At 42.6% G+C, this 25,133-nt stretch carries 26 protein-coding genes; 13 read left to right on the top strand and 13 right to left on the bottom strand.

What is annotated here, in order from left to right; genetic code table 11:
- Window positions 1-62 precede the first annotated feature (62 nt).
- Window positions 63-533, bottom strand: coding sequence for a hypothetical protein (locus BDE36_RS11980; protein ID WP_141815037.1), 471 nt, complete (start codon window positions 531-533; stop codon window positions 63-65).
- Between the two features lie 66 nt (window positions 534-599).
- Window positions 600-968: a DUF4180 domain-containing protein gene (locus tag BDE36_RS11975; RefSeq protein ID WP_128768814.1), complete on the bottom strand. Its 369-nt coding sequence runs from the start codon at window positions 966-968 to the stop codon at window positions 600-602.
- Between the two features lie 116 nt (window positions 969-1,084).
- On the opposite strand from BDE36_RS11975, the gene BDE36_RS11970 reads away from it, so the two are divergent.
- The 7 genes from BDE36_RS11970 to BDE36_RS11950 all read left to right on the top strand — a co-directional run bounded on the left by BDE36_RS11970 (window position 1,085) and on the right by BDE36_RS11950 (window position 5,248).
- The gene (locus BDE36_RS11970; RefSeq protein WP_141815036.1) at window positions 1,085-1,693 is read left to right on the top strand and encodes a DUF4332 domain-containing protein; all 609 of its coding nucleotides are present in this window, start codon (window positions 1,085-1,087) and stop codon (window positions 1,691-1,693) included.
- Window positions 1,694-2,174: 481 nt separating this feature from the next.
- Complete coding sequence (locus BDE36_RS11965; RefSeq protein ID WP_244939616.1) at window positions 2,175-2,765, top strand: DUF2975 domain-containing protein; 591 nt, start codon at window positions 2,175-2,177, stop codon at window positions 2,763-2,765.
- A gap of 3 nt (window positions 2,766-2,768) precedes the next feature.
- Window positions 2,769-2,984 (top strand): helix-turn-helix domain-containing protein, encoded by a 216-nt coding sequence (locus BDE36_RS11960; RefSeq protein WP_128768809.1) that lies wholly within the window; start codon window positions 2,769-2,771, stop codon window positions 2,982-2,984.
- A gap of 18 nt (window positions 2,985-3,002) precedes the next feature.
- Window positions 3,003-3,173, top strand: a complete 171-nt coding sequence (locus BDE36_RS23705) for a VOC family protein (protein WP_161987608.1) — start codon at window positions 3,003-3,005, stop codon at window positions 3,171-3,173.
- A 36-nt stretch (window positions 3,174-3,209) separates the two neighbouring features.
- Complete coding sequence (locus tag BDE36_RS23700) at window positions 3,210-3,386, top strand: VOC family protein (RefSeq protein ID WP_161987607.1); 177 nt, start codon at window positions 3,210-3,212, stop codon at window positions 3,384-3,386.
- Window positions 3,387-3,646: 260 nt separating this feature from the next.
- Window positions 3,647-4,366 (top strand): DUF3667 domain-containing protein, encoded by a 720-nt coding sequence (locus BDE36_RS11955; RefSeq protein ID WP_141815035.1) that lies wholly within the window; start codon window positions 3,647-3,649, stop codon window positions 4,364-4,366.
- A gap of 177 nt (window positions 4,367-4,543) precedes the next feature.
- Window positions 4,544-5,248: a hypothetical protein gene (locus BDE36_RS11950; RefSeq protein WP_141815034.1), complete on the top strand. Its 705-nt coding sequence runs from the start codon at window positions 4,544-4,546 to the stop codon at window positions 5,246-5,248.
- Window positions 5,249-5,348: 100 nt separating this feature from the next.
- Here BDE36_RS11950 and BDE36_RS24005 read toward each other — a convergent pair whose 3' ends face one another.
- The 4 genes from BDE36_RS24005 to BDE36_RS11930 form a co-directional block, all read right to left on the bottom strand.
- A complete protein-coding gene (locus BDE36_RS24005; protein WP_211360919.1) occupies window positions 5,349-5,846 on the bottom strand; it encodes a hypothetical protein in 498 nt (165 codons plus the stop codon).
- A 33-nt stretch (window positions 5,847-5,879) separates the two neighbouring features.
- Entirely contained in the window at window positions 5,880-6,119 is a 240-nt protein-coding gene (locus BDE36_RS11940) for a DUF2007-related protein (protein ID WP_141815032.1), read from the bottom strand.
- A 165-nt stretch (window positions 6,120-6,284) separates the two neighbouring features.
- The gene (locus tag BDE36_RS24340; RefSeq protein ID WP_141815031.1) at window positions 6,285-6,494 is read right to left on the bottom strand and encodes a winged helix-turn-helix domain-containing protein; all 210 of its coding nucleotides are present in this window, start codon (window positions 6,492-6,494) and stop codon (window positions 6,285-6,287) included.
- Window positions 6,485-6,652, bottom strand: coding sequence for a histidine kinase dimerization/phospho-acceptor domain-containing protein (locus BDE36_RS11930; protein ID WP_141815030.1), 168 nt, complete (start codon window positions 6,650-6,652; stop codon window positions 6,485-6,487). Before BDE36_RS11930 ends, BDE36_RS24340 begins: the two co-directional genes overlap by 10 nt.
- 233 nt (window positions 6,653-6,885) lie before the next feature.
- Here BDE36_RS11930 and BDE36_RS11925 point away from each other — a divergent pair, with 233 nt between their 5' ends.
- From BDE36_RS11925 to BDE36_RS11915, 3 genes are read left to right on the top strand one after another with little or no spacing between them, the layout of a single operon-like run.
- The gene (locus BDE36_RS11925) at window positions 6,886-8,031 is read left to right on the top strand and encodes a TlpA family protein disulfide reductase (protein ID WP_141815029.1); all 1,146 of its coding nucleotides are present in this window, start codon (window positions 6,886-6,888) and stop codon (window positions 8,029-8,031) included.
- A 19-nt stretch (window positions 8,032-8,050) separates the two neighbouring features.
- Entirely contained in the window at window positions 8,051-9,793 is a 1,743-nt protein-coding gene (locus BDE36_RS11920; RefSeq protein WP_161987606.1) for a sensor histidine kinase, read from the top strand.
- A complete protein-coding gene (locus BDE36_RS11915; RefSeq protein WP_202618207.1) occupies window positions 9,790-10,536 on the top strand; it encodes a LytR/AlgR family response regulator transcription factor in 747 nt (248 codons plus the stop codon). Before BDE36_RS11920 ends, BDE36_RS11915 begins: the two co-directional genes overlap by 4 nt.
- Window positions 10,537-11,218: 682 nt before the next feature.
- Here BDE36_RS11915 and BDE36_RS11910 read toward each other — a convergent pair.
- The 7 genes from BDE36_RS11910 to BDE36_RS11880 all read right to left on the bottom strand — a co-directional run bounded on the left by BDE36_RS11910 (window position 11,219) and on the right by BDE36_RS11880 (window position 20,902).
- Window positions 11,219-11,842, bottom strand: a complete 624-nt coding sequence (locus tag BDE36_RS11910) for a hypothetical protein (RefSeq protein WP_141815026.1) — start codon at window positions 11,840-11,842, stop codon at window positions 11,219-11,221.
- Between the two features lie 10 nt (window positions 11,843-11,852).
- On the bottom strand, window positions 11,853-12,542 hold the full coding sequence (locus tag BDE36_RS11905; protein WP_141815025.1) for a HupE/UreJ family protein: 690 nt from the start codon (window positions 12,540-12,542) through the stop codon (window positions 11,853-11,855).
- A gap of 59 nt (window positions 12,543-12,601) precedes the next feature.
- On the bottom strand, window positions 12,602-12,808 hold the full coding sequence (locus BDE36_RS11900) for a hypothetical protein (RefSeq protein ID WP_141815024.1): 207 nt from the start codon (window positions 12,806-12,808) through the stop codon (window positions 12,602-12,604).
- 66 nt (window positions 12,809-12,874) lie between these two features.
- Window positions 12,875-14,719, bottom strand: a complete 1,845-nt coding sequence (locus tag BDE36_RS11895; RefSeq protein WP_141815023.1) for a heavy metal translocating P-type ATPase — start codon at window positions 14,717-14,719, stop codon at window positions 12,875-12,877.
- 20 nt (window positions 14,720-14,739) lie between these two features.
- Window positions 14,740-15,927, bottom strand: a complete 1,188-nt coding sequence (locus BDE36_RS11890; protein ID WP_141815022.1) for an efflux RND transporter periplasmic adaptor subunit — start codon at window positions 15,925-15,927, stop codon at window positions 14,740-14,742.
- A 17-nt stretch (window positions 15,928-15,944) separates the two neighbouring features.
- The gene (locus BDE36_RS11885) at window positions 15,945-20,345 is read right to left on the bottom strand and encodes a CusA/CzcA family heavy metal efflux RND transporter (RefSeq protein ID WP_141815021.1); all 4,401 of its coding nucleotides are present in this window, start codon (window positions 20,343-20,345) and stop codon (window positions 15,945-15,947) included.
- Between the two features lie 149 nt (window positions 20,346-20,494).
- On the bottom strand, window positions 20,495-20,902 hold the full coding sequence (locus tag BDE36_RS11880; RefSeq protein ID WP_141815020.1) for a hypothetical protein: 408 nt from the start codon (window positions 20,900-20,902) through the stop codon (window positions 20,495-20,497).
- Between the two features lie 746 nt (window positions 20,903-21,648).
- Between BDE36_RS11880 and BDE36_RS11870 the strand changes: the two genes are divergently transcribed.
- From BDE36_RS11870 to mobC, 3 genes are read left to right on the top strand one after another with little or no spacing between them, the layout of a single operon-like run.
- Window positions 21,649-22,200, top strand: a complete 552-nt coding sequence (locus BDE36_RS11870) for a BfmA/BtgA family mobilization protein (RefSeq protein ID WP_141815019.1) — start codon at window positions 21,649-21,651, stop codon at window positions 22,198-22,200.
- Between the two features lie 3 nt (window positions 22,201-22,203).
- The gene (locus BDE36_RS11865; protein WP_141815018.1) at window positions 22,204-23,115 is read left to right on the top strand and encodes a DUF5712 family protein; all 912 of its coding nucleotides are present in this window, start codon (window positions 22,204-22,206) and stop codon (window positions 23,113-23,115) included.
- A gap of 26 nt (window positions 23,116-23,141) precedes the next feature.
- On the top strand, window positions 23,142-25,109 hold the full coding sequence (mobC, locus tag BDE36_RS11860; RefSeq protein ID WP_141815017.1) for a conjugal transfer protein MobC: 1,968 nt from the start codon (window positions 23,142-23,144) through the stop codon (window positions 25,107-25,109).
- Window positions 25,110-25,133 lie beyond the last annotated feature (24 nt).

Below are 25,133 nucleotides of genomic sequence, written 5' to 3'. Positions count from 1 at the left end.
GTCCCAACGCTCCCAAGATGCAGCACTGGCGGAGTGTCTTTAATATTCCGGAAAAGAATGCGCTAAGGCCTCAAAAAAGACAGGTCTCCGCTAATGTCTGCTACTTTCCATACCGGTCCTTCAGCGATTTTGGCGCCATTAGCGGCTTTAATCTTCAACCGTAAAAATTGCCTGAACGGGAAAGATTTAACGATCTGGAGATCTGAAATATATAAGGATCCCTTATAACTTTGTGCATTGGCTTTCAATTTTTCAGCCAGCTCCAGGGATTTCACTACCAAGTAAAACTGACGGGAATCGGCAAAGCCAGGCCTGCATGTCAGCGCAACCCCTCCGTCTTTCCGCAACTCGATCTCTGCATAAAGGCTTTGCCCGTAATCTTTGCTGGCACGATCTGCAATGGAATAAAGAGGCAAAGCTAATGAGAATATTATTACAGCCTTTACGCCCATGGCACCTCTCCCCCGTTCGGCATACAGGTAAAGAACAGACAACGAAATATTAACTAGAAAAAGAATATATGGAAGTAACAATAATCCATACAATATAAGTGATGGTTTTTTATAGAGAAATTCCTCGCCCGTATGTGCTGTAATTGCTCATGGTGTTGTATTAGATATTTTCTTCAAAGCTTCCTCCATGGAGCTCAGAAAATTGATATGACCGGTTTTGTTACTTTCATAAATAAAGTCGCAGATGCTTTTTGCCTTGTAGGATGAAAAATCGCCTATGATGGCAAGCCTGACTCGATAGTTGGAGAACTTCTGTAGAATTTCACCGGCCATGCCGGTTTTTAAATCAAAAAAATCGGGAGTAATATTCTGCTCACGGATAATTATTCCGTCGAATCCCTGATAATAAAGATCGCCCAACAGATCGAGAGCGTCTTCGGCTCTTTTAATAAAAACACCGTCTTCTCCTACTTCTGCTATCTTTTTATTATTTATGATATGACTGTTTACATTCATATTCAAATTAAGCGAAATTCTGATAATAAGTTTATGTGGAAAATACAACGTAAGGCAACATAAGCTGATAGATATTTATATTTTTTCACAACTTTGTTTTCAGGAACCTACAGATCATGAAAAAGAGGGTTGAGTATAAGCTTACATCGGCAGAGAAACAGGTGCTGAAGGCCCAAAGGCTTACGCAGAAACAGATGCAGAGCATGGCCGCGGATGAGGTAGCTGCCGCCCTGAAGGCTTCTCCCGAACGGACCCGTGAGCTACTGGCGCTGGCGGAATTTCAGCGCATTCCTTCGCTGGGTATCAACTTCGCGGAAGAACTGATCGCCCAGGGCTATTATTCGCTGGAACAGTTGCGGGGCAGGACGGCCGTCGAACTGTTCGACGCTTTCGAGCGGCATGCGGGGGCCTGGGCCGATCCCTGTGTGGAAGACTCCTACCGCCTGCTGGTGCATTTCATCGAGCATAGCGATACAGGCAAACGCTGGTGGGATTTCACGGAAGAGCGCAAGGGCGGCCTAAATACTTTCTCAGTATCAAGGTCTGTTTCAAGATCTTTTTCGGCTTTTGTAAAATTTGGTAATTTATCAGAAAGTAAATTGTTTTCTATTGGCCTGATAGAGCCCTTCCTTTGGTTAAAAGAACTATTTTTTATCCTATTGTTGTCATTATTGGGACGGGGGGCTGGGGGGTGTTCGTTTTACCCCACCGCCAACTTAGAGTAAAGATCTTCAGGCAATTTCTCACGCCACCGCTTTCAAAGTTTCACTATAGCAATCGAACCGTTCAGGGTACAACCATACAAAGCTGGATTAGGCACAATGGGGATTTAAGGCAAATCCGTATCCTTCAAGCTACGATTTCTATCGATACCGTAGCAGAATTCACAAATATTGAAACCGGAAAGGTAACAGACCGTGTACCGGTAAAGGGTGACTTTCACTTTAATGTATACGTTTTTGACAAACAAAGCTCCCCGCAACGATTGATATATATTACTTCTTTTGGATAAGAGAAATGATTTTCTCCGACGTTTTCTCTTCCTCTGCATAAATTACAACCCGGAAGCCGTGCTGTATATCCTCAAAAAGTGGATTGCCGCGTACTTGGGAGTTATGCGGCAGCTTGGAAACATCTTCTTTCGACAGTTTTATCCCCTTGACTTTTCGACAAGGCAAACACCTAACGTTTTTAAATACATTTTTATTGAAAAACAATAAAAATGTATTATCTTTCGACAATAATCTAAATTTAGCAACGATGTCAAAAACAAACAAATTCGTATTTTGGGGCTTATATATTGTGGCTTGGCTCATTTTTGTAGGCTTGTCTATTGAAGCAGGAGGCTTAACAGTAAATTTCTTTTTCAGTCTTTACAAGCCCGAATTCGTTCAAAATCTTTATCAAAAGTTGGACTTAACAGAAATGTACAACAGCAGAAGATTAGCTTTTTTCGGTACCTATGGCTTTATTCTAACTATTTCAATTTTAAAAGCCTGCTTATTTTATACAGTCATCACACTAATGCACAAAATGGATTTTTCAAAACCATTCCACAGCTTTGTTTCCAGGCAAATTTCAAAAATCAGTTACTACACCCTTTCAATTGGACTGTTGAGTTACATCGCCAGGCAGTTCGTTAAAAATTTAGTGCATCACAGTTTTGTTCCCGACAACTTAAATCAATTTTGGGCAGACAGTCAAGCATTCATTTTGATGGGAGCTGTAATCTATATCATTGCGACTATTTTCAAAAAAGGGGTAGATATTCAAAACGAAAACGACTTAACCGTATAAACAATGCCAATCATTGTAAACTTAGACGTGATGATGGCAAAGCGAAAAATGTCGCTTAATGAGCTATCTGAAAAAGTGGAGCTAACCCTTTCAAATCTTTCCATTTTAAAAACAGGAAAAGCAAAAGCCATTCGCTTTAGCACATTAGAGGCGATTTGCAAGGCTTTAGACTGTCAGCCTGCTGATATTTTAGAATATGTAAACGAGAAAAATCAGTAACAACTAAAAATAAAAAGCATGAAAAACAAAATGACACATTTTGCCATTCACATTGACCACATTGAACGGGCAGAAAAATTTTATGCCGGAGTTTTTGAATGGGGTTTCAACTCTTATGGTCAAGACGACTTTTTACAGATCAAGGCGGACAAGTCTGAGAATGGAGAACTAATTGGAGCAATGCAATGAAGAAAATATTCACCTGTCCCTGAAAAAATTATTGGTTTGGAATGCACATTTGGCGTTGAGAACATAGATGAAACCATTGAAAAAGTAAAAGCCTATGGCGGACACGTACTAATGCAAAAGACAGCTATTCCCTATGTAGGTTACATTGCCAAGTTTTTGGACACGGAGGGAAATTTGATCTGCGGAATGCAATACGACAATTCAGCAAGATGAAAACATCACGACCAATTCATCCACATATATCTATGCTGTAAATCAGGCATTTGAATTCCGGGGACTGGAGATTTTGAAGATGCTGTCTTAAAAGCCCAATAAAAGGACCTGGAAGAGGACATTGAACACGTTCATGTCTACCTGTAGGGATGAATAATTGGTCTGATATATCAAATTTCAGCATATATCCAACGTACCAGAAAAAGCTGTATATTTAGTGCTGGTACTTACATCCACTAAACTGTCACAGACTAAACTACATGACTACTTGTAAAAATTGCAATGCTGAAGTGAATTTCAATTACTGTCCCGCTTGCGGAAAACCTTCAAACCTGAAAAGAATTGACCGGCATTATATCATGCATGAAATTGAACACGTTTTACATCTGGAACGCGGAATTCTATATTCTGTAAGAGAACTTTTAGTAAGCCCGGGCAGAAGTGTCAGGCATTTTATTACGGAAGACAGAAGCAGGCTGGTAAAACCGGTTATTTTTATCATTATAACGTCTTTGGTGTATTCACTTCTGAACCATTTCTTTCACATTGAGGATGAATACGTAGAGTTTAACGAAAACCAGAAAACAACGACCGGGCTTCTTTTTAATTGGGTACAGGGACACTACGGCTACGCAAACATTATCATGGGAATATTTATAGCTTTCTGGGCAAAAGTATTTTTCCGAAAATATCATTATAACCTTTTTGAGATTTTGATCCTCTTGTGCTTTGTTATGGGAATGGGCATGTTATTTATGGCTGTTTTTGCAGTTATTGAGGGAGTTGCCCACCTTAACGTGATGTCGATTGCCGGATATTTAGTGGTCATTTATAGCTCCTGGGCTATAGGCCAGTTCTTTGACGGAAAAAAAGCAGGAAATTACATGAAGGCCTTCGCCTCTTACATACTGGGAATGTTAAGCTTCCTGCTTTTAATCGTGGCAGCTGGAAGCTTAATTGATGCTGTTATCCGGCATTGAACACTACTGACTTTTCGCCAAACAAAATTTTAAAAGTAGAACCCAAGCCAGCAAGTATTATACTCCTTGAACATTTTTTTCAATGTCTTTATCTTTTGCATATGTTGATTCTAAGTCAGTATTTTTCTTACTTTTGAAGACGCATACATAGATCTTTATCATAAATAATTCTTTAGTATGAAAATCAATATTTTTTTGGGAGCAGCAATGGCCGTTTTCTTTTTTTCCGCCTGCAAAAAAGATAATCCATTAATTGAGCAACCAACAACTGTTAAAGAAGACCCGCTGGAATATGCCACGGATAGTATTTCTTATAGCATTGATGGAGTCACGTATAACCTGTCTAAATTTTCTAGTTTTTATAGCGCGTCAAATAGACAACCTTATTCTAAAGTAGATTCTATAGTAAAGAATAGTTATTATATATCCGGCCTTAAGGATTCTGTTTTATACTCAAGGACCTATGGAATATACAATGATCAGAACAAGGTTGATGTAATATTTATTAAAACTTATGCCAAGACATCAATGGTACAGGCTTTTATTTTGAGACCAAAAGATGTTATGGATTTATTTACTGTCGGATCTAGAAATTATGCTATAGATTATGGCCGCGACAATATACAAAATGGCATTGCCCTGAGTTTTTCTGATGGTTTTAAAACATACGGCTCAGAATCATTCAGGGAACCTCCGAAATTAAGCCCAGACGCTCAAAAATATTCAAAATTTGAAATTACCAGTATGGAGAAATTAAACTCGGGCACTTACATTTTGGAGGCTAAATTTAATGCAATGGTTTTTAACGAGAAAAATGAAAGCAAAAAGTTAGAAAATGGATATTTGAGATTGGTCATGAGTAACATAGACTTCGTCTTATAACAAGCAGGGACGTTAACAAAATATTCGACACAGGGGCTTTAATACAGTGTGGCTGCATTGATAAAGATTGAAAAGCGTTTTAGCTACTAGACTAGTCACTTTAACTAAACAGCTCTTTCATTTCAGATGTAAAACTCCATTGCTCCTCCCCCAGGTTTTTAATATTCATTCTCTGAAGCGATGCTTTTAACTCTTCGTAATTTCGATGATAGAATTCTGAAATCTTTGCTATTTTTTTCCCTTGATGTATTAAATATAAATACTCGTATGTGCCGCCACGCGAAGGTACGGCAGATGTTCGATATCCTTCTAAACTGCTATAGCTAAAAGAGCCTGGTCTTCCTAATCCCAGGAAGTTCTTAACTTCTAAAGAATCGTTGTTAAGAGAAACCACGATCGCTTTGGCCCTTAATTCGCCCATAATCAACAATACAAGAAACAACAGGTAGAGGCTTGAAATAAATATCAAAAATCCAGCGGAGCCTGAATAATCGAATTGCTCTTGACTATTGAACACAAATACAACTGGCGCTGCCAACATGATTATTGTAATTACAACAGGCAGCAGTACAAAGAACCGAAATTTTGATGCGATCATTATTTGTTTATTGTTTGACCCTTAATCTAACCCTTAGCCTTCCTTGTACTCCTTTATAAGCCTCAATGATGCTTCTTCTTCACTTTTCGAAACCACTATTTTCACGGCACCTGCTCCGCCTGCGGCGACATAGTATGGTAAGATACTTCCCATTATTTCATCTTTAAAGAAAACACGAATGTTGTTGTCTTCAAGAATCTCTTTGATGATACTGGCTTCCCAATAATCTCCGGCAAATACCTCTACCGGATTGAATTCATCTTTGTTGTCCATTTTTATTTGTTTACATGATTAATTGTGTTCATTGAAAATTGGTTTCATCTACCTTCCCGGCACAGACATGCCTGGAACAGGTACGTATAAAGTTAAACTAAAATAGCCTTCCGGAGAAGGAAGATAATTTTGTCACACATATAATTTATGTTATCCTCCCCAACTTTAACAAATTAACTTATATCCTACACCCTTCTGATTAATGATTCTGATACGCGGGTCCAGGGTGAGGTACCTCCTTAATTTTGAGATGAAGACATCCATGCTACGTGAGCTAAAGAAATCATCGTTTCCCCAGGCTTGTATTAATAATTCTTTTCTGCTCAGGGATCGAAAGCGGTGGTGATAAAGTATCTTTACTATTTCTAAATACATTTGTGTCTATCAGGATCATTCAGGATTTCATAATATTGAAGCCCCTGAACTGCAGTGAGCGATGTGGTTATGGGTGTTTGAAGTTCGTGAGAGATGTTTGCTATAAAGTCGTTCTTTATCTCGGGTAGTTGCTTTTGGCTGATGATTAACTTTATCATATAGCCTAAAAGAGCAATCAAAATAGGCTTTTAAGTTTCATATTTATGTTTGATTTGCATCAAAACTATAGCCCTGAAAGGTAAAGAAAAAACGTATTAAGGAATGTTAACATTGGTCTTATAGGATTGAAGGATTCTGTTTAAACGCCAAATTCAAGGAAAACGCAACCAGATTCAGTTATCGATAATAATTTCATCATTATGCCCAACATATTTGTGAGAAATAAACGAATATGAAAAGATCATTCACCTTATTTATCCTTAGCCTAATTACCGGTATTTGTCAGGCTCAAACAATTGACACCTCTGCTTTGCATATCCTGCAAAAAAGCTTCGATAAACTTGCGGCCATGAAAACCATCCATTACCGAATAACGATGGTAGATACCATGAAAAGGGAGAATAGTTTCCATGTCAGCTGGTTCACAGTAAATGGTACTATTAAAAAGAATGCGTATTGGCACCTTCGCCTGGAGAATAAAGCAGAATGGCTTGTTCGTGGCGATACGTTGTATAAAAAAGAAACTCCAGATGCTCAGGTTGTTTTCACTAAAGACTGGGACAGACACAAAGTAGGATCTTCCAGTATTCATAGTATACTGGGTACGACCCGACCTCGGCTGGATAAAAGCCTTGCTTTGCTCAAGTTTGTTCGGGATACATCCGCAGGGGAATTTTATGTTATCGACGAAAGCTACAATTTCAGTTCTGAAGATAGAAAAGGGGATTCGAAAGTGAACCGATATTTTATCGATAAAAAAAGCCTGTTCGCTTATAGGAGAATAATGCATGGAATGTTTATGGATGAAGGTAAGGAGGCGATAGATATTTATGATTTCTCTGTATCGCTTGATACTAACCCGGTTGCCTTTAAACCTGCGGTATTTTTTGATACCCCTGCCGTGGAGGAGAGCGACCGCTTTGAAACACTAAAAACCGGTACCGTATCGCCGCTTTTTAAAGCAACGGATTTGAGAACAGGAAAAAGGATTAGTCTTAATGCGCTCAAAGGGAAAGTGATAGTGTTGGATTTCTGGTATCTTTCCTGTTATCCCTGCAGGCAACTGATGCCTAAACTGCAAAAACTACAAGATAAATTCGGGAAAGAAAATGTGCTTGTTGTTGGTATAAATCCCCGGGACGTCGATTCTAAAACAATTATTAAGTTCTTAAACGAAAAGCATATTAGCTATCCGCAGTACTATCAAACGGAGAAGTGGGTAGGCTGGGATTATAAATTACAGGCTTTTCCAACTACTTTAGTCCTCGGCAAAGATGGCAAAGTAAAGCTGGTAGAGACTGGATTTGGTGAAGCCACAGAGAGCAACCTGGAAAATGCTATTAAAAAAGAGCTTGAAACTAAGATCCATACTAATTAATAGCTGCTTTAAGATTAAAATGAAATACCTAATTATACTGGCATTAATGCTATGCGCTAACCGGCAGGGATACAGCCAGGAGCAAATACCTGAAACTGGATTTTCAGACGTTATCGTTAAGAAAAAAATCAATGGTAAAATATGCGATAGCTGTAGGGCTGTTTCTGTGGTCACCAAAGAATACGATTTCAATTATGTTATTACAGGTGCCGGGCATACTCCACATCGGTTTGGGCGCTTAAAGGGTAGCTTTAGCTATGGGCCATCAAGGCCCCGGGCACCTTTAGTGAGCGCTTATGTTATCTCCCAAAGAAATATAGGGATAAGCTTTTTGCCCAATTTTTTACAGGAGAATGGTAATAAAATCCAACTTTACCGAAATTTTGGCGGACCGGATTATACAAAGCTGGAGTTTAGGGCAGAGCAGAACGGAAAAGTGATTAAGCCATGGATGCCACTTTCTGCTTTGGGAGAAAACAGCAATTATGCTATTTTGGGGATTAACTTCCCTGAAGATAAATTCATTCCAGTACTCTGGAAACGAACTTTTTATGCTGGTGATTTCAATCTGGACATCATGGATTCATTGAAAGTTACTGTCAGGGAAATCACAACAAAAAAATTGCTACAACGGATATCAATCCTCCGTGCGGCAGATACAGCCAATAACTTTATCTATTATCAGCTACCATTAGGCGATGGTGGGCTTAACGCGAACCTTCAGGACATTCTCAATTTAGGACGGGGCGAGCCCGTTGCATTCGGTGGAGATACCTCCACCATATTTAAAAAAGACTACGGCTCTATCGGTATCCTGTTATACAAAGGCCTAACTTTTCAGGACGAGGTCGAATATTCTTTCGGGAAAAATCCTTACAAATGGAAGTCGCTGACGGCGCTCGACCCAGGGCATGGGGTATTTCTGGTTCTCCCAAGTGATATGACTGCCGGAAAAGACCATGACATTTATCTCAGATACAAAAGTCAGCCCGAAACGGTGCACAGCATAACGGTGAGTGTAAAACCGCCTCCTTTTGAAATTCCCTGGGCTCAGATAGCGGTAATAAGCATTTTAATTTTGACTCTTGGCCTAACCTGGTTTTATTTACGCAACAAACGGAACAAAAGAAAACTTGCTGCGCTTAAGCAAAAAAACGAAGATACCGAGACCCGCCTATCCTTATTAAGCGGCCAGCTCAATCCGCACTTTCTTTTCAATTCCTTAAATGCTATACAGGGAACCATAAACAATAACCAGGAGAAGGCAAATGCATACATAGCCAGTGTAGCAAGTTTTATGCGGGATGTAATGGATAATAGCAAAAAGGAGTTTGTATCCCTGCAAGAGGAACTAAAGCAAGAGGAAGACTATTTAAAGCTGGAACAGGAAAGGTCTGCTTTCTCTTACACCATTTCAGTTTCAACAGATTTGAGGCCATCGTTGATCGATTTTCCGCCTTTATTATTACAACCAGTGCTGGAGAACTCTATCCGCCATGCCTTTGGTCAAAACCTTTCTGATCCTACAATAACTATTCAGATATTCAGGGACACTAATAATCTTAACGTTAAGTTGGCAGACAACGGCATCACTTTCTGGAATAGCGATGGGGTTCAGCAGGGGCATGGGCTTTCGCTTACCAGGAAACGTATCGCTGTTTATAACGAAAAGCTTGAAGGAATGTCTATTCAAATGAACGTAAACTACAGCGAGGGAAGCGGCACAATTACTACATTTACCCTTCAAAACTGGCTTTCATGACCAATCTTAGCTGTTTTATTGTAGATGATGAACCAGGCGCTGTTACAACGCTTACCGTGCTGATAGAACGTTACTGTCCTTTTTTAACAATTAGCGGCAGTGCGAACTCCGTAGAACAGGCGCTGAACTTTCTGAATAACCACACTGTGGATATCTTATTTCTGGATATTAAAATGAAGCAGGAAACCGGTTTTGATCTCTTAAGACTGCTTCCCAAGCAGTTTCTGCACATTGTATTTGTTACCGCACACGATGAGTATGGCATACAGGCGATTAAATTTTCGGCAACAGATTATTTGCTGAAACCTGTGGTGCCCGAGGAACTGATTGCCGCTGTACATAAAGTGATCCTGTCAAATAAAAACAGTTATACAGACCAGACTTCCATGCTGCTACAGTCTTACGAACAGCAGCGGCTTAATACACAGAAGAGAATTGCATTGGCAGATCAGAACGAAATCAGGTATGTGCTCATAGAAAGCATCATTTGCTGTGGTGCCGAAAATAGCTACACCAGCTTTTATATACATAATGAAAGCCGGCCAATTATCGTTTCGAAGCCTATTTCCGAATATGAACAAATTCTCTCTTTGTATGGCTTTATCCGCATCCATCAGTCATGGCTCATTAACAAAAACCGTGTAGAATCTTTTAAGAAGGCGGATGGAGGTTATCTGATGATGGATAACAAGATGAGCGTACCGGTCAGCAGGCAAAGAAAACATCTTTTGAAGGAATTGTGATTTAGAGTGTAAGGTAGCAGCTATGGTAACCTACCAACCATAAAAGATTCATCCTTTCTTTAAAAAATATTTCGTGGGTATTTAAGGCCCACCGATTTGTTATCTATGTGCTAAATTTTTGCAATAATCAAGTAATTAGGAGTTGGATAATCCAATAAGGTTATTTGAGAAGGTTCGAATCCAAACGATTTTGTTTTGCACGGAAACCCAATATTAAAATCGCCATTAAACCAAAATCGCCTCTATTATCCATAGAAGCGATTTTGGAAATCTGGTGACCCCGCTGAGGTCTGAATGTTTACATATAACCATCTCGTTATCAAGCAAATGTCAAGCTTCAAACAATACTGGTAACCGAAAGGGAAACCGAACTATTTGTAATTACTTGGATGAATTAAAGAACTATCTGAATATAAAGATATTAAAATGAATGTTAACTAAAAAGTTCTTATAGAATAAACCCTGGAAGAAAAGATATTTATTTTCTTTCAGGATATCAAAGGCCTTGAGGTTCTGAAGCTATCTCAAAGCAGTTTTTCCCTTGGGTGGCGTCATTGATTGGTACCACCTTGTATATCTGCCTCTTTTTTTGCCAGAGGGCTTTCTTCTTTTGGAAATAGGCATAGCAAACATGCAGGGACAGTATAAGCTTTGGCTTATACTGTCCTTATTAACAAATTTTCTATAAAACGTACTCGCCCTTCATTCTGATGGTTACCACAATATCTTTATCTCCGTTGTTCCTGAAATACCATCCATGCTTTCCTTCAAACGGCGAAAGAAACGTACCAACCATGTTATCGGAATAGGCAATGGTATAACTATCGAAGTAGGTATTTTTCGAAGGCTTCACCTCTTTAGGTTCGCCATGAAAATCGAAGTAAAGTTCACCGCTGGTGGTCAGCCATTCATATTTCATTTGCCCGTGTTTGAGCATTTTGATCTTATATTCAACGCCCTCTCCTGCCGGAACGGTTACCTGGACGCTGTCTTCCCTTTTTGTGTACTGCTGTGCCGGGGGAGGTAAATCTGCTTCAGCCGGCCTTTTTACTTCCGGTCCGGAACCTGCCTTTTCTAACTTAATTACGGATCTCGCTTCCCGGACGATCATTTCCGAGTCTCCGGTTCCTTCTTCTGGCACATAGAGTTTGCTGAAACCAAATGCTTTTCCCGTACCGATGGGATCTATACCGTATTCGGCTGGTAAGACTGCTGTTATTAAGAGAACCGACGCGATGACCAATGCAAAAACTAGAGACTTTATTATTTTACCTTTTTCAAGGACCTGATGATTCATTTCTGACATGATGAGATTGTTAAGCTGTAAAATATCCTGTTAATTGAAATCCTAAAAGAAGGAAGCCTGCTGCCATAAGCAGGGTATTGGTGAGGGCAGAAAATTTCATGAAACTGCTATGCCTTCGCCACATGGTGATCAGCGCCAGCACCAGGGCCAATGCGATAAACTGACCGATCTCTACCCCGATGTTGAAACCCAGCAGATTGGTTACCAGCCCCTCCTTACTGAATTGAAAATCCTGGAGCTTGCTAGCCAGTCCGAAACCATGAAATAAACCGAAGATCAATACGGCCGCTTTGGTGTTAGGCTGTTTTCCAAAGAATCGCTGGAAGCCTCCCAGATTGTCGAAGCCCTTGTACACAATAGACAATGCAATAATGGCGTCGATCAGGTAGGCGTTGATGGCAATGTCGGCCAGCACACCCAGCAGCAGTGTAATACTGTGACCTATAGTAAAAAAGCTAACGTAGAGAAGAACCTCCTTGGTTCTGTACAGGAAGAAGATTACCCCTACCAGGAAAAGCAGGTGGTCATATCCTGTCAGCATATGTTTTGCTCCGATGTATAGAAAGGGGCCGAAAGCAACACCACTGTTCCCGGTAAGAAATGTTTGTGTATCCCCGTCAACGCCATGTGCGAAAACAGTACCGGTAGCTGCGTTCAGCAGCAGGAATGTAACGACTGAAATAATATTTTTAAAATTCATAATGTGCTAACAACAATGCCAGTTTCGCACTACGGGACGAAACTGGCTGATTAAACTGATTAATGTACGTGCCCGTGTGCTTTAGCGGCGCTATCCAGAGTGGCTGAATCTGCTGCAGAAGTGGAATCTGCCAGAACAGGCTCGTCTGTAACCACTGGAATACTATCCACCGACATGGTGTCAGAGGTTTCTCCCGTTTTTGTTTCGGAAGAACAGGCGGCCATCATTGCAGAAGCTAATAGTGCGATAAAAATTACTTTTTTCATTGTTTTAAATTGTGTTATTAGATAATTATGGATTTTCTGATTGAATATTACCGTCCGGGAAAACTGCTAATCCCGGATCTTGACTTTTAATAATTTAATAGAATTAATAAAAACCAGGGTATCAGGAAGCAAGTGAATAGCAGCCGCCTGTACCGGGCCAAGTATTTTGAGCAAAACCAGTGTAATGCCGATCACATGCACCACTCCAACACCGACAAAGATATTCTCCCGAATGGTGCGGAACGCCTTTTTACTGATTGCCCGTGCTCTGGCCACTTTCTCCAGCTTATCTTCCATCAGTACAATATCGGCGGCTTCCATCGCAGCTTCGGTCCCCATGATCCCCATTGCAATACCGATATTAGCCTGAACCAGCGCAGGGGCATCGTTTATACCATCACCCACCATCGCGACCTTCGCCCCCGAAGCCTGCAGTTCTTTAATTGTACTAATCTTATCTTCAGGAAGCAGATTCGCCCGGTAGTCGCTGATTCCAATCTGTTCGGACACATGTTTGGCCGTTTCCTGGTTGTCGCCGGTCAGCATAATGACTTTGTTTATTCCTGCAATCTTCAGCTCCCTGAGCATATTGGCGGCCCCCTTTCTGATCGAATCAGCTATATAAAAGACTCCCAGGATTTTTCGATCTGCAGCCAGGTAGATAGCAGTATCCGCAAGGTTGACCCTGGTTGCTGGTATAGAAATTCCATTTTCCACCATAAAGGCTTTATTCCCCAGCAAAATAATCTGCTGTTCAATATCCGCTTTCACACCTCTTCCTTTAATAACTTCGAAAGAGGAGGGTTCGGGATATTCCAGGCTTAGCGATTCGGCATAATTAAGTATTGCTTTGGCCAGCGGGTGACTGGAGCGCCTGTCTGCAGCAGCGGCAAGCCGGACCAGTTCGGCTTCATTTTTGGTATCCTCTATGATTTCCACCTTATTCACAGCAGGGCTTCCTGCTGTAAGCGTGCCGGTTTTGTCAAAGACAATGGTATCGATCTTCGCCAGTTCCTCAAGATATAAGCCTCCCTTGATCAATATCCCTTCTCTTGCTGCACGGGCGATGGCAGCGATGGTCACCAGTGGTGTAGCCAGGCCAAGTTCTGCCGGTGAAGTAAAGATCAGCAAGGCAATGATCAGTTTAACGTCCCTGGTAATGATATACACTGCCAGGACGAAGATGAACACAACCGGGATCAGGTAAGAGGCCACCTTATCTGTATATTTTTCAATCGGAGCCTGCCGGCTTTCGGCTTCTTCAACCAGAGAAATAATCCTGGAAAAAACAGTATCGTTACCAGGCCTGGTCATTTCTATATCTAAAGCGCCCAGCTCCAGGATCGTTCCGGCAAAGGCCTCCGAACCGGGTGTTTTTTCTTCCGGTCTGCTTTCGCCAGTGATCGGAGCCTGGTTTACGGAACCCGATCCGGAGACAACTTTGCCATCGACCGGGATCTTTTCGCCAGCTCTTACCAGGATAACGTCACCTACTTTCAGATCGTCAATACCGGTGTTTACCACCTGACCATCTTTTTTAACCATAGCTGTTTTGGGTACAGACCCTATGAGCTCTTTGATAGAAGCTCTTGCCCGCTCTCCGCTGGCGCTGGCAATGTACTCTGCAATCAGAATGATCATTAATACAACAGCACCTGCCAGGTATTCTGCTCCTACTACAGAAATGATCACAGCTATGGTGATGAAAGTTTCCGTGCCTACTTTCCGTTCTTTGACCAAGTCGTTCAGAGCTGTTTTTAAGAGGGCATACAAACCGAAAGCCATCGCCCCAAGCAGTACCGGTAATGGGATCATTTCCCAGAAGAACAATAAGCAGGCGGTGCCTACAGTAATAATGCGAATGATCTCCCAGAGAAATGTACGCGAGAAAAATACGGATGCCTTTTTCATAACTCTTTTATTATTTTCATTTATTCTTCTTCTTCAGCATTTTTCAATGCGGAGAGTATTGCATACGCATTTTTAATAACGATGCGGGAAGTGGCAGTATCGAAGCCTGGACTGACTGAAATTGCAGTGTAGCCCTCCTGTTCTACACCTTTTCTCACCTCTTCGAGAGTAAATTCATACCCTTTATCCGACTGTGCGGTTTGGACGATCACATAATCTTTACCATTAAGCTGCACAACAGCATCCGTTGGCACCGAACTTTGTTTTTCTGTGCCGGTTTCTATCCATGCTTTCACATACATTCCGGCAACCAGTCCGGGCTGTCTGCTGAAATGACAATGTACCGGGATCTGTTTGTTTTCTCCGGCAGCCTGTCCGATAAGAAAGACCTTCGCTGTACGGTCATAGTTATTTTCGCTGGCCAGTGAGAATTTTACGTTCTGGCCAATCCTGAGTTTTACCATATCGCGTTCAAAAGCATTTAAGGACAGATGCAGATCATCCCTGCCTGCAATCTCAAAAAGAATGTCCGTTGGAGCTGCATATTTACCGATGTTGACATTACTGGTTTTAATATAACCGGATATCGGGGCATACAGACTGGCTGTTCGTACAATCTGTCCGCTACGCTTTACAGCATTGCTGTTCAGGCCTGCAAGTAGCATTTGCTGTTCCAGGCCTGCAATCTTCGCCCTGATTACTTTATAATCCGAGCTAACCTGCTGAAATGTTTTGGTGGCATTTACATCTTCCTGTCTCAGAACCTGCTGCCGTTTATATTCTTGTTCCAGGTATTCCTGCTTTCCAATGCTTTCCAGGTATTCCTGCTGCATGGAAATGAACTCCGGGTTTTCCAAACGCGCAAGTATCTGACCTTTTTTTACAAATTCGCCCGGCAGTAGCCCCGCCGTCCGGATATAGCCCCCGAGCGGGGCCGAAACGGAAGCTGTACTGCTGGGTTCCACATCGATCACGCCGTTCAGCTTAATGATACTGCTGAGATTGCGCTGTTCGATTTGTCCGGTTTGGATATCGGCCAATTTATACTGCTCTGAGGTGAAAGATACCTTATTGACTGAGGCAGCAACTGTATCCTTTTGAACGGGGGCCTCTTGCTCTGCCGAATCACCTGCCTGTTTTCCCCCGCAAGAGTATAAGGTAATGCCTAAAAGCAAGAAAGGGAGGTATATTCTTGTTAAACTATTCATTTTCTTCATGTTAATACTTATTGTATGGATCCTAAAACACTCTCAATAGAGATTATCGCCTGATTATAATTAAAGAGGTTATCCAGATACTGGGTGTGTATATCCGTGGATATAGTCAGATTCTGAAGGTATTGGGTATAGGAAATATCCCCGCTTCTGAAAGCTTTCTCTGCGTTTCCGATGATCAGATCGGCCTGAGGCAGGGCCTCCGATCTATAATACTCCACCGATTTTTTTAGCTTCTGATACTCCTGGATCATCTGCTTCAAATGACCGTTAAGGTTTACCGTGGCCAGTTCTACCTGTGACCGTGCAATCTGTTCACTGACTTTCAATGACCTGATCTTTGAACGGTAACCTCCCGGAAAGATTGGAATGGCAAGGCCAACCTGGTAAAAATTGAAACGGTCGCTGCCTGTATACCGGCGTTCATCACCATTGATCATTTGCACACCTTTATAGGTTTGACCATTATATCCCAGGATAATTTCAGGCAGCATCCGGTTTCTCTCTACTGAGGTCATCTGTTTACTAACATTTAGTTCCTGCTTTAAATAAGCAATGGTCGGGTTCCGGGAAACGGAAGATGTGTCTTCCAGTGGTAAAACCAGTGTTCCCGGAACAAGATCCTTATCGGCAACGGTAATGTTGTCGGTAGTATTCAGAAGCGTCCGCAGCTGCTCTGCCGCTATTGTCAGATCAGCACCGTTTTTTTCCAGCTCATTTTTTATTTGCCGGGACTGGACGGTTGAAGTCATATTCTCCAGACTCGTAGATTCGCCCGTGCGGTACCTTATTCCACTGGCCTTGCTCAGGTTGGCGTAAATGCTGTCCAACTGCATCAGCAGCTCCCTTTTGCCAAGAACATACTGATACTGGAGATAAGCGCGTCTTACATTTTCCCTGAGTTCATTTTCTTTGACCGCTTTATATTTCACCCTGCTGGCGACACGCTCATTGGCTAATCTGCCCTGGCTCACATACAGTGTCGGGAAATCAATCCGCTGACTGGCAGAAATAATATTGTCGGAAATCGTCGGGTTGCTGACCACGCCCTGCGTATAAGATAATTCCGTTTTGGGCAGGCTGATGCTTCCTGGCTTTAGGGCCTGTTGTTCACTGATCTGGTAAGCAGCAATTCTGATCTCGTTGTTATTCTGTAAGGCTTCACTAATCGCTTGTTCGAGGGTGAGGACCCTGTTGGCCGGAGTTGCCGCCGACTGTGCTTTTGAGTTAAACGGCAGTGTAAATCCTAAAGCAATAAAGATTGTTAACAGGGTCGCCGGTTGTTTATTTAGTTTCCCTTTTGATTTACTGAAATAGATATATAAAACCGGCAAAACCACGAGTGTGAGAATAGTAGCTGTTATCAGCCCGCCGATTACTACTGTAGCCAGTGGACGTTGCACTTCTGCCCCTGACGACCCTGAAAGCGCCATCGGCAGGAATCCGAACGAGGCAACTGTAGCAGTCATCAGGACTGGACGTAATCTTACTTTTGTGCCCAGGCGAATACGTTCGTAGATATCGGAGACACCCTCCGCTTCCAAACGGTTAAATTCTGCGATCAGAACAATACCATTGAGAACGGCAACCCCAAACAAGGCAATAAAACCAACACCGGCAGAGATACTAAAGGGCATATCCCGGATCAGCAGGGCAAACACTCCACCAATTGCCGACAGCGGGATAGCGGTAAAGATCAGCAGTCCCTGCTTTACAGATCGGAATGTAAAATACAGTAACAGCAGGATCAGCAGCAAGGCAGCAGGAAGGGCCACTGCTAAACGCGCATTCGCTTCCTCCAGGTTTTTAAACTGTCCGCCATAGGTTACATAATAACCGGCAGGCATATTTACTCTACGGGCAATTACATTTTGGATATCAGTGACGATACTCTTGACATCACGGTTACGCACATTAAAGCCGATAGTAATGCGTCTTTTAGCGTTGTCCCGCTGAATCTGCACCGGCCCGGGTTTATACGATATTTCGGCGACTTCGCTCAGCGGGATCTGCTGACCTGTAGGTGTACCGATGTATAAATTTCGGACATCGGTAATATCTCTCCGGTTGGCCCGGTCCAGGCGTACCACCATATCGAACCGGCGTTCGCCCTCATATACCAGCCCCGCCATTTTACCTGCAAATGCGGCTTCTATGGCAGCATTGACATCCTCAATGTTCAATCCATATAACGCAATCTTATCTCTGTTAAACTGGATGCCGATTTGCGGCAGCCCGGTAATTTGCTCTATATAGAGATCTTCCACTCCGTCAACCGGCCTGATCTTCCGGCCGATCTCACGGGCCAGGTCCGACAAAACATCGAGGTCTTCGCCATAAATTTTCAGTACAACATCCTGCTTAGCGCCGGTTAGCAGTTCATTAAAGCGCATCTGGATGGGTTGCTGGAAACTGAATGTTGCATTGGGGATCACAGACAGGGATGCCTGCATTTTTTCGATTAGTTCTTCCCTGTTTTCTGCGCTTCGCCATTCCTTTTTTGGCTTGAGCGTAACCACCATATCTCCTGCCTCAATGGGCATCGGATCTGTGGGAATCTCTCCTGAACCGATCTTATTAACTACCTGTTTGACTTCCGGGTAGTTCTTTAGCAGGATCGTCTGCGCTTTTTGAGAAACGTCGATCATCTGATTGATAGAACTTCCGACCGGAACGCGGGTTTCCACAGCAAAATCACCTTCATCGAGCTGTGGAATAAACTCAGCGCCCATACGTGTAAACGCGAACAGGGTGACAGTGAATAAGGAAACAGCGATAACTGCTACCAGTAATTTTCGGCGCATTGCACCTTCAATAATCGGTGTGTAAGCACGCTGTATAGCTTCCATCATCCGGTCGGAGAAATTGTGTTTATGCGTGGTGTTTCGGCTGAGAGCCAGTGCTGACATCATGGGCACATAGGTGAATGAAAGCAGGAATGCTCCCAGTATTGCAAAGGATACCGTTTGGGCCATCGGCATAAACATCTTCCCCTCGACGCCTACCAAAGTAAGTAAGGGCAGATAGACGATCAGGATAATGATCTCACCAAACGCCGCAGCCGAGCGGATCTTACGGGACGATTCATATACTTCCTCATCCATCTGTGCCCGACTGAGCACGGAGATCCCCGGATACTTCCCGCCACCGCCTTTGATCCGGTGCATCACAGCTTCCACAATGATCACTGTGCCGTCAACGATAATCCCGAAATCGATAGCTCCCAGGCTCATCAGGTTACCCGAAACACCAAACAGGTTCATCATGGAAATAGCGAAAAGCATGGCAAGGGGAATTACGGAGGCTACCACCAGGCCGCCGCGAAGATTACCCAGGAATAGGATCAATACAAAAATAACAATCAGGGCTCCCTCAATCAGGTTAGTCGTTACGGTACTGATCGCATTATCAACGAGTTTCTTGCGATCAAGAAAGGGCTCTATGACCACACCTTCAGGAAGTGTCTTCTGGATCTGTGTGATCCTTTCTTTCACGTCGCTGATTACTTCAGAGGAATTCGCTCCTTTCAGCATCATTACGATCCCTGTTACCGTTTCGCCCTGCCCGTTTCTGGTGGCAGCACCGTATCTCACGCCGTTGCCAAATTGTACTTTGGCCAGGTCACGGATCAGCACCGGCATGCCGTTATTCGTTTTTACAACGATCCTGTTTATTTCTTCTATATTTTTAACCAGACCCTCGCTCCGGATAAAATAAGCGTTAGGCCCTTTGTCTATATAGGCCCCGCCGGTATTCTGATTGTTACGGTTGAGTGCATTGAATATATCTGTAATGGTAACTCCAAGGCTGCCGATCTTATCAGGATCTATGGCAATTTCATATTGCTTGACAAATCCTCCGAAACCGCTTACTTCAGCCACTCCGGGAGTTCCGAGCAGCTGACGCTTAATAATCCAGTCCTGAATGGTGCGCAGCTCCGTAGCATTGTATTTATCTTCGTAACCTTTCTTTGCATGAACTACGTATTGAAAGATTTCGCCCAGACCAGTGGTAAGGGGGGCCATTTCAGGCGTGCCTACCCCTTGCGGTATGTTTTTAGCCGCAATAGACAAGCGCTCCTGCACTTGCTGTCGTCCCCAGTAAATATCGACTTTCTCTTCAAAAACTATCGTTACAATTGAAAGCCCGAATCGGGAGAACGAACGCATGTCCTTAATCCCGGGTATACTCACCATCGTCTGCTCGACCGGGAAAGTGACCAGCTGCTCTATTTCCTGTGCGGCCAGCGTAGGTGATACGGTGATGACCATTACCTGATTGTCTGTAATGTCGGGAGTTGCATCTATAGGCAGCTTTGTTACAGAATATACGCCCCAGCAAATTAATGCAAGCGTAAACAACCCGATCACCAGTTTATTTTTTATTGAAAAATAAATGATCTTATCTAACATCTGAATGTATAGTAAATGTGATTACCCAAATGGCAGGAACAGCAGAATGCCTGATGCACAGTACGTCCAGGTGCATTCAAACAAACTGGCTATCGCCACTATAAATTGAAGTTGGATGCGAAGGTTAAATCGCATCACTAATGAAGATGTTAGCAGGCAGGAGGTCCCCTGAGAATCAGGGAATGTCGAAGAGAATAAAGTGCAGGCGATTCATTATACCAGAAACGCTGCTTCTTATAATTAGCATACCAGAACTCGTTGTCACTAAACTCTGATAACCCACCAATATGATAAAATGCATTTATATGAGCACCTGCTTTCTTCTCAATGAAATTAAGGTAAACAAGAGTTTTTGCAGAATTTTCATGCTGAACATGAGAAAACAGGTGTCCTAATACTTCTCCAAATGAGAAAGAGAACTGTACGGGCAATGACTGGTGTTCTCCTGGATTATGTTCATGCGCTACCTCATCCGACGAATCCTTGTGAGGGATAATGTCGTGTCCCATTATCATAAAAAGTGCCAGAAGAAACAAAATATACTTGATAAATTTCATCAGGATGAAAAATGATAGCTGAACAGGGTGCTAAAATAAGATATATTTAACTAAATAAATAACACTCTTTCAAACAATAGATAATTTAAGTATAAAATTGGGGGAGATTTGATCATAAAATGAATTACACGTGACAGATCTAAAATTAACCGGATAGCTTGCCCCTGGCTGATAAGGGCGGCCAGGGGTAGCAACCGAACATCATTGGTTGAATAAGAAGCAATTTTTAGTCGCAGTCGCTATGATTACTCCAGGGCTGATGGTGATTATTATTGGATTCAAACACTATCTGATTAGTGGCTTCTGAAAAGATACGGTTGCCGCATCTGCCACATTTCTATCTTGCTTTCTCGTCACGTTAAGATTCGAGATATAGCTTTTGAAAATTTCACAAGTATTTCCTGACATTTTATCCCGCATATGCCAAATGACCAAAGATCACATCGACGCTAATACGAATAAACCAGTAAGGCTTCTTGGGAACTACCTAGATGCTTGTCAATTTAATTCTACTGACATTCAGAAATTTACTTCGTAGATGGCCTTTACTCGAAAGCCTTGAGAAGGTGTCCGTTTTAAAAAGAAATAGAGTAAAAAAATGGAGCAAGACGAAGTTGGGCAATGCCCCACTTTTCGGCCCGTATGCGCTGCAAACGGGGTTTGAAGTATACTCCGGGTATACTTACTGCTCTGAAAATATCATGAACCCTTAAAAAAGTATACCAGCTGGTATACTGGCTGTTGAAATGGAAGATGTGAACAAAAAAACGATCCGCTTTCCGAACGAAACGGGAAGTAAGCTTGAGAAGACAGCGAGAAAGCTGGGGCGAACCAAGGTCCAGCTCTTTATCCAAATGGTGGACTATTTCTACCATACGAAGAAAGACCCGGCTGATTTGAACGACGAGGCATTGAAGACAGCTATTCTTAAAGGCAATCAGCACCTCACCGGCTTCATCAAGGCTCAGGAGCAGTCGCTGCTGATCCCTATCAGGCAAGATACAGAGCGCATGATTAACTCCCAGCGCAGAATATTGGAGTGGCTGACTAAAGAAGAGGCTGCCCATCACAATAGCACGGCTTCGAACTTACAGCACCAAACACAAAAACTGAGCGAAATAGATTTGCTCGTTCGACAGATCGGTAAACAGCTGCAACAAAAAGAACAGCTCAAATCTCAGTTCATGCTCATTCTTGAAGCCTACATCAAAGCGCGGGAGCAATTTAGCCTGATGACGTCAGCCAGGGAGAAAGATGAATTAGTCAGCAAAGTAAAACAGCAGGTAAAAAATCTTTAGCCAATGCATATCAATATTACAGATAGTGAAGAAGGGACTAACAAAGGGAGCAGCTCACAGTTAGTGCATTACCTTGAAAAAGAAAACAGGGTGCGACCGAAATACGGAGAGGAAGATCCGGAATACTGGTTCAACCAGGAACGGAGGGACGTTCCATCTTACGAAGTGCGTATTGCACTGGATAACAATGTCGCCAAACTAAGCAAGACTGATGCAAAGTTCTTTCTCATCAATATCAGCCCCAGCAGGAAGGAGCTGGCTTTTCTGAAGGAGCGATATGGAGAAGCCCAAATCAAAGAAAAGTTGAAGGAATATTCAATCTCAGTGATGGATGAATATGCGAGGAATTTCAAACGGCCCGGGGTTGAAAGCAGCAAAGACCTACTTTGGTTCGGTAAAGTCGAAGAGCACCGGTACTATTCACATAAAGATTCGGAAGTGAAGCAGGGGGTAAAGAAACGTGGTGAATTGAAGGAAGGGGACCAGTGGCACGTGCAGGTAGTTGTCAGCAGGAAGGATATCACCAATCGCATCAAACTCAGCCCGATGAACAAGTCGAGAGGCAGGAATCAAAAGCATTCTCTTAGGATTGGTCAGTTCGACCGCAAAGCATTTGCAGCATCGGGTGAACGGATCTTTGATGAAAAGTTCGGTTTTGAGCGGGGACTTACAGAATCATTTTTATACACTAATACCATGAAGAATGGAACGGTAGAGCAACGGCTGCTGATGCGGAAAGGAAGAGGGATAAACACGGAAAATACTATCTATTCGCATCAACTTTCCCCGGAACACGAGCCTGTTAAAGAATCTCTGCTGGACTCCTTATTGCTCAAACCAGAGCCGGATTATTCTCCCGCTGTTTTCAGGAGGAAGAAAAAAAGGAGGAGGAACGACCAGGGATTGCGGCTTTAGTATCAAATAGTTAAACGAACTCGTCTATGCAAACAGGAGAAGACATTCAGGGATTACGCAAGATCATAGATCTGACAAGGTATATCAGTATTGCCATATTAGCTATTCATTTCTATATCAGTTGCTACGCAGCCTTTTATCAGTGGGGATGGACGGCAGATATTACAAACCGGATCATTTTGAATATCAGCAAAACCGGACTGTTCAGTAACATCATGAAGCCGAAGATTGCTGCCCTGCTTCTTCTTGCAATATCCCTTGTAGGTGCAAAAGGCAGGAAGGAAGAGAAAGTTTCATGGGGAAACATCATGCCACTCATCAGTTTGGGTTTACTGTTGTTCTTCGCCAGTATCCTTTATTTTTATGTGTCTCTGCCGGAAGAGGCGGTTGTTCTATGTTATATCTTGACCACTGTGACCGGATATCTGCTTATGCTGAGCGGAGGCGCCAGGCTTTCCCGGATCCTCAAGGTCGGCCAGCAGGAGGATATTTTCAACACAGAAAACGAGACGTTCCCTCAGGAGGAACGGCTCCTGGAAAACGAGTTCTCCATTAACCTTCCAGCAAAATATCGATTAAAGAAGCAGGTAAGGGATAGCTGGATCAATATCATCAACCCTTTCAGAGGGATACTTGTAGCAGGAACGCCGGGTGCCGGTAAATCTTATTTCGTGATCCGGCATATTATTGACCAACACATCCGGAAGGGCTTTTCGATGTTTCTGTATGACTTCAAATATGACGACCTTAGCAAGATTGCCTACAATAAATTACTGAAGTATTACCGCAACTATAAAGTAAAGCCGTCCTTCTATGTGATCAATTTCGATGATCTTAACCATACTCACAGGTGTAACCCTTTAGACCCAAAGGCAATGGATGACATTACCGATGCAACGGAAGCAAGCAGGACAATCATGCTGGGCCTGAACCGGGACTGGATTAAAAAGCAAGGTGACTTCTTTGTAGAATCGCCTATTAATTTTCTAACGGCTATTATCTGGTATCTACGGAAGTATCAGGATGGAAAGTACTGCACTTTGCCTCATGTTATCGAACTTATGCAGGTCGAGTACGAGAAGCTTTTTCATGTGCTTGGACAGGAAGAAGAGATCAAAGTGCTGATCAATCCTTTTGTTTCTGCCTTTCAGAATAAGGCTAAAGAGCAACTGGAAGGACAGATTGCTTCCGCAAAGATCGGCCTGGCACGTCTTTCTTCACCTCAGTTGTATTATGTGTTGTCCGGTAATGATTTTACCATGGATGTCAATAATCCGGAAGAACCGAAGATTGTTTGCATGGGAAATAACCCGCAGAAGCTTCAGGTCTACGGGGCTGTTTTGTCCTTATACATCTCCCGCATGATCAAACTTGTTAACCGGAAAAATCAGCTAAAATGCAGCCTGATATTCGACGAGTTCCCTACTATATATTTTAACAATATCGACAGCCTGATCGCAACTGCGCGTAGTAATAAAGTCGCTACTACCCTGGCTGTGCAGGATTTTAATCAGCTAAAAAAAGATTACGGCTCAGAACAGGCAGATGTGATAACAGGCATTGTGGGGAACATCATCAGTGGTCAGGTAACAGGGGACACTGCGCGTAAGCTCTCGGAAATGCTTGGCAAAATCCTTCAGGATAAAAGCAGCACGAGCATTAACAGCAGCGATACTTCCCTGACGAAATCTACCCAATTAGACTATGCTGTACCTGCTGCGAAAATTGCATCATTATCCTCAGGGGAATTTGTCGGAACAATAGCTGATAATCCTGAAGAGAAAATAAGTCTTAAGGCCTTTCATTGTGAGATTCAGAATGATCATCAGACGATAGCAGCTGACGAAATTTTGTACAAGCACATTCCTATCATCAAAAAAGTTAGCACAGTAGACGTTCAGGAAAATTACCAATGGATCAAACGGGAGATATTTGAGCTCGTTCAAAAACAAACAGAAGGCGTTGAGAACATTCGGTCAGCTCAATCTCCTTGAAAGTATTTGAAAAGCATTAATGCA

Source organism: Arcticibacter tournemirensis (assembly GCF_006716645.1).
In the GTDB taxonomy this organism is placed as follows: domain Bacteria; phylum Bacteroidota; class Bacteroidia; order Sphingobacteriales; family Sphingobacteriaceae; genus Arcticibacter; species Arcticibacter tournemirensis.
Note: the sequence above shows the minus strand (reverse complement) of the source record. Positions and strands in the feature narration are given on the sequence as shown.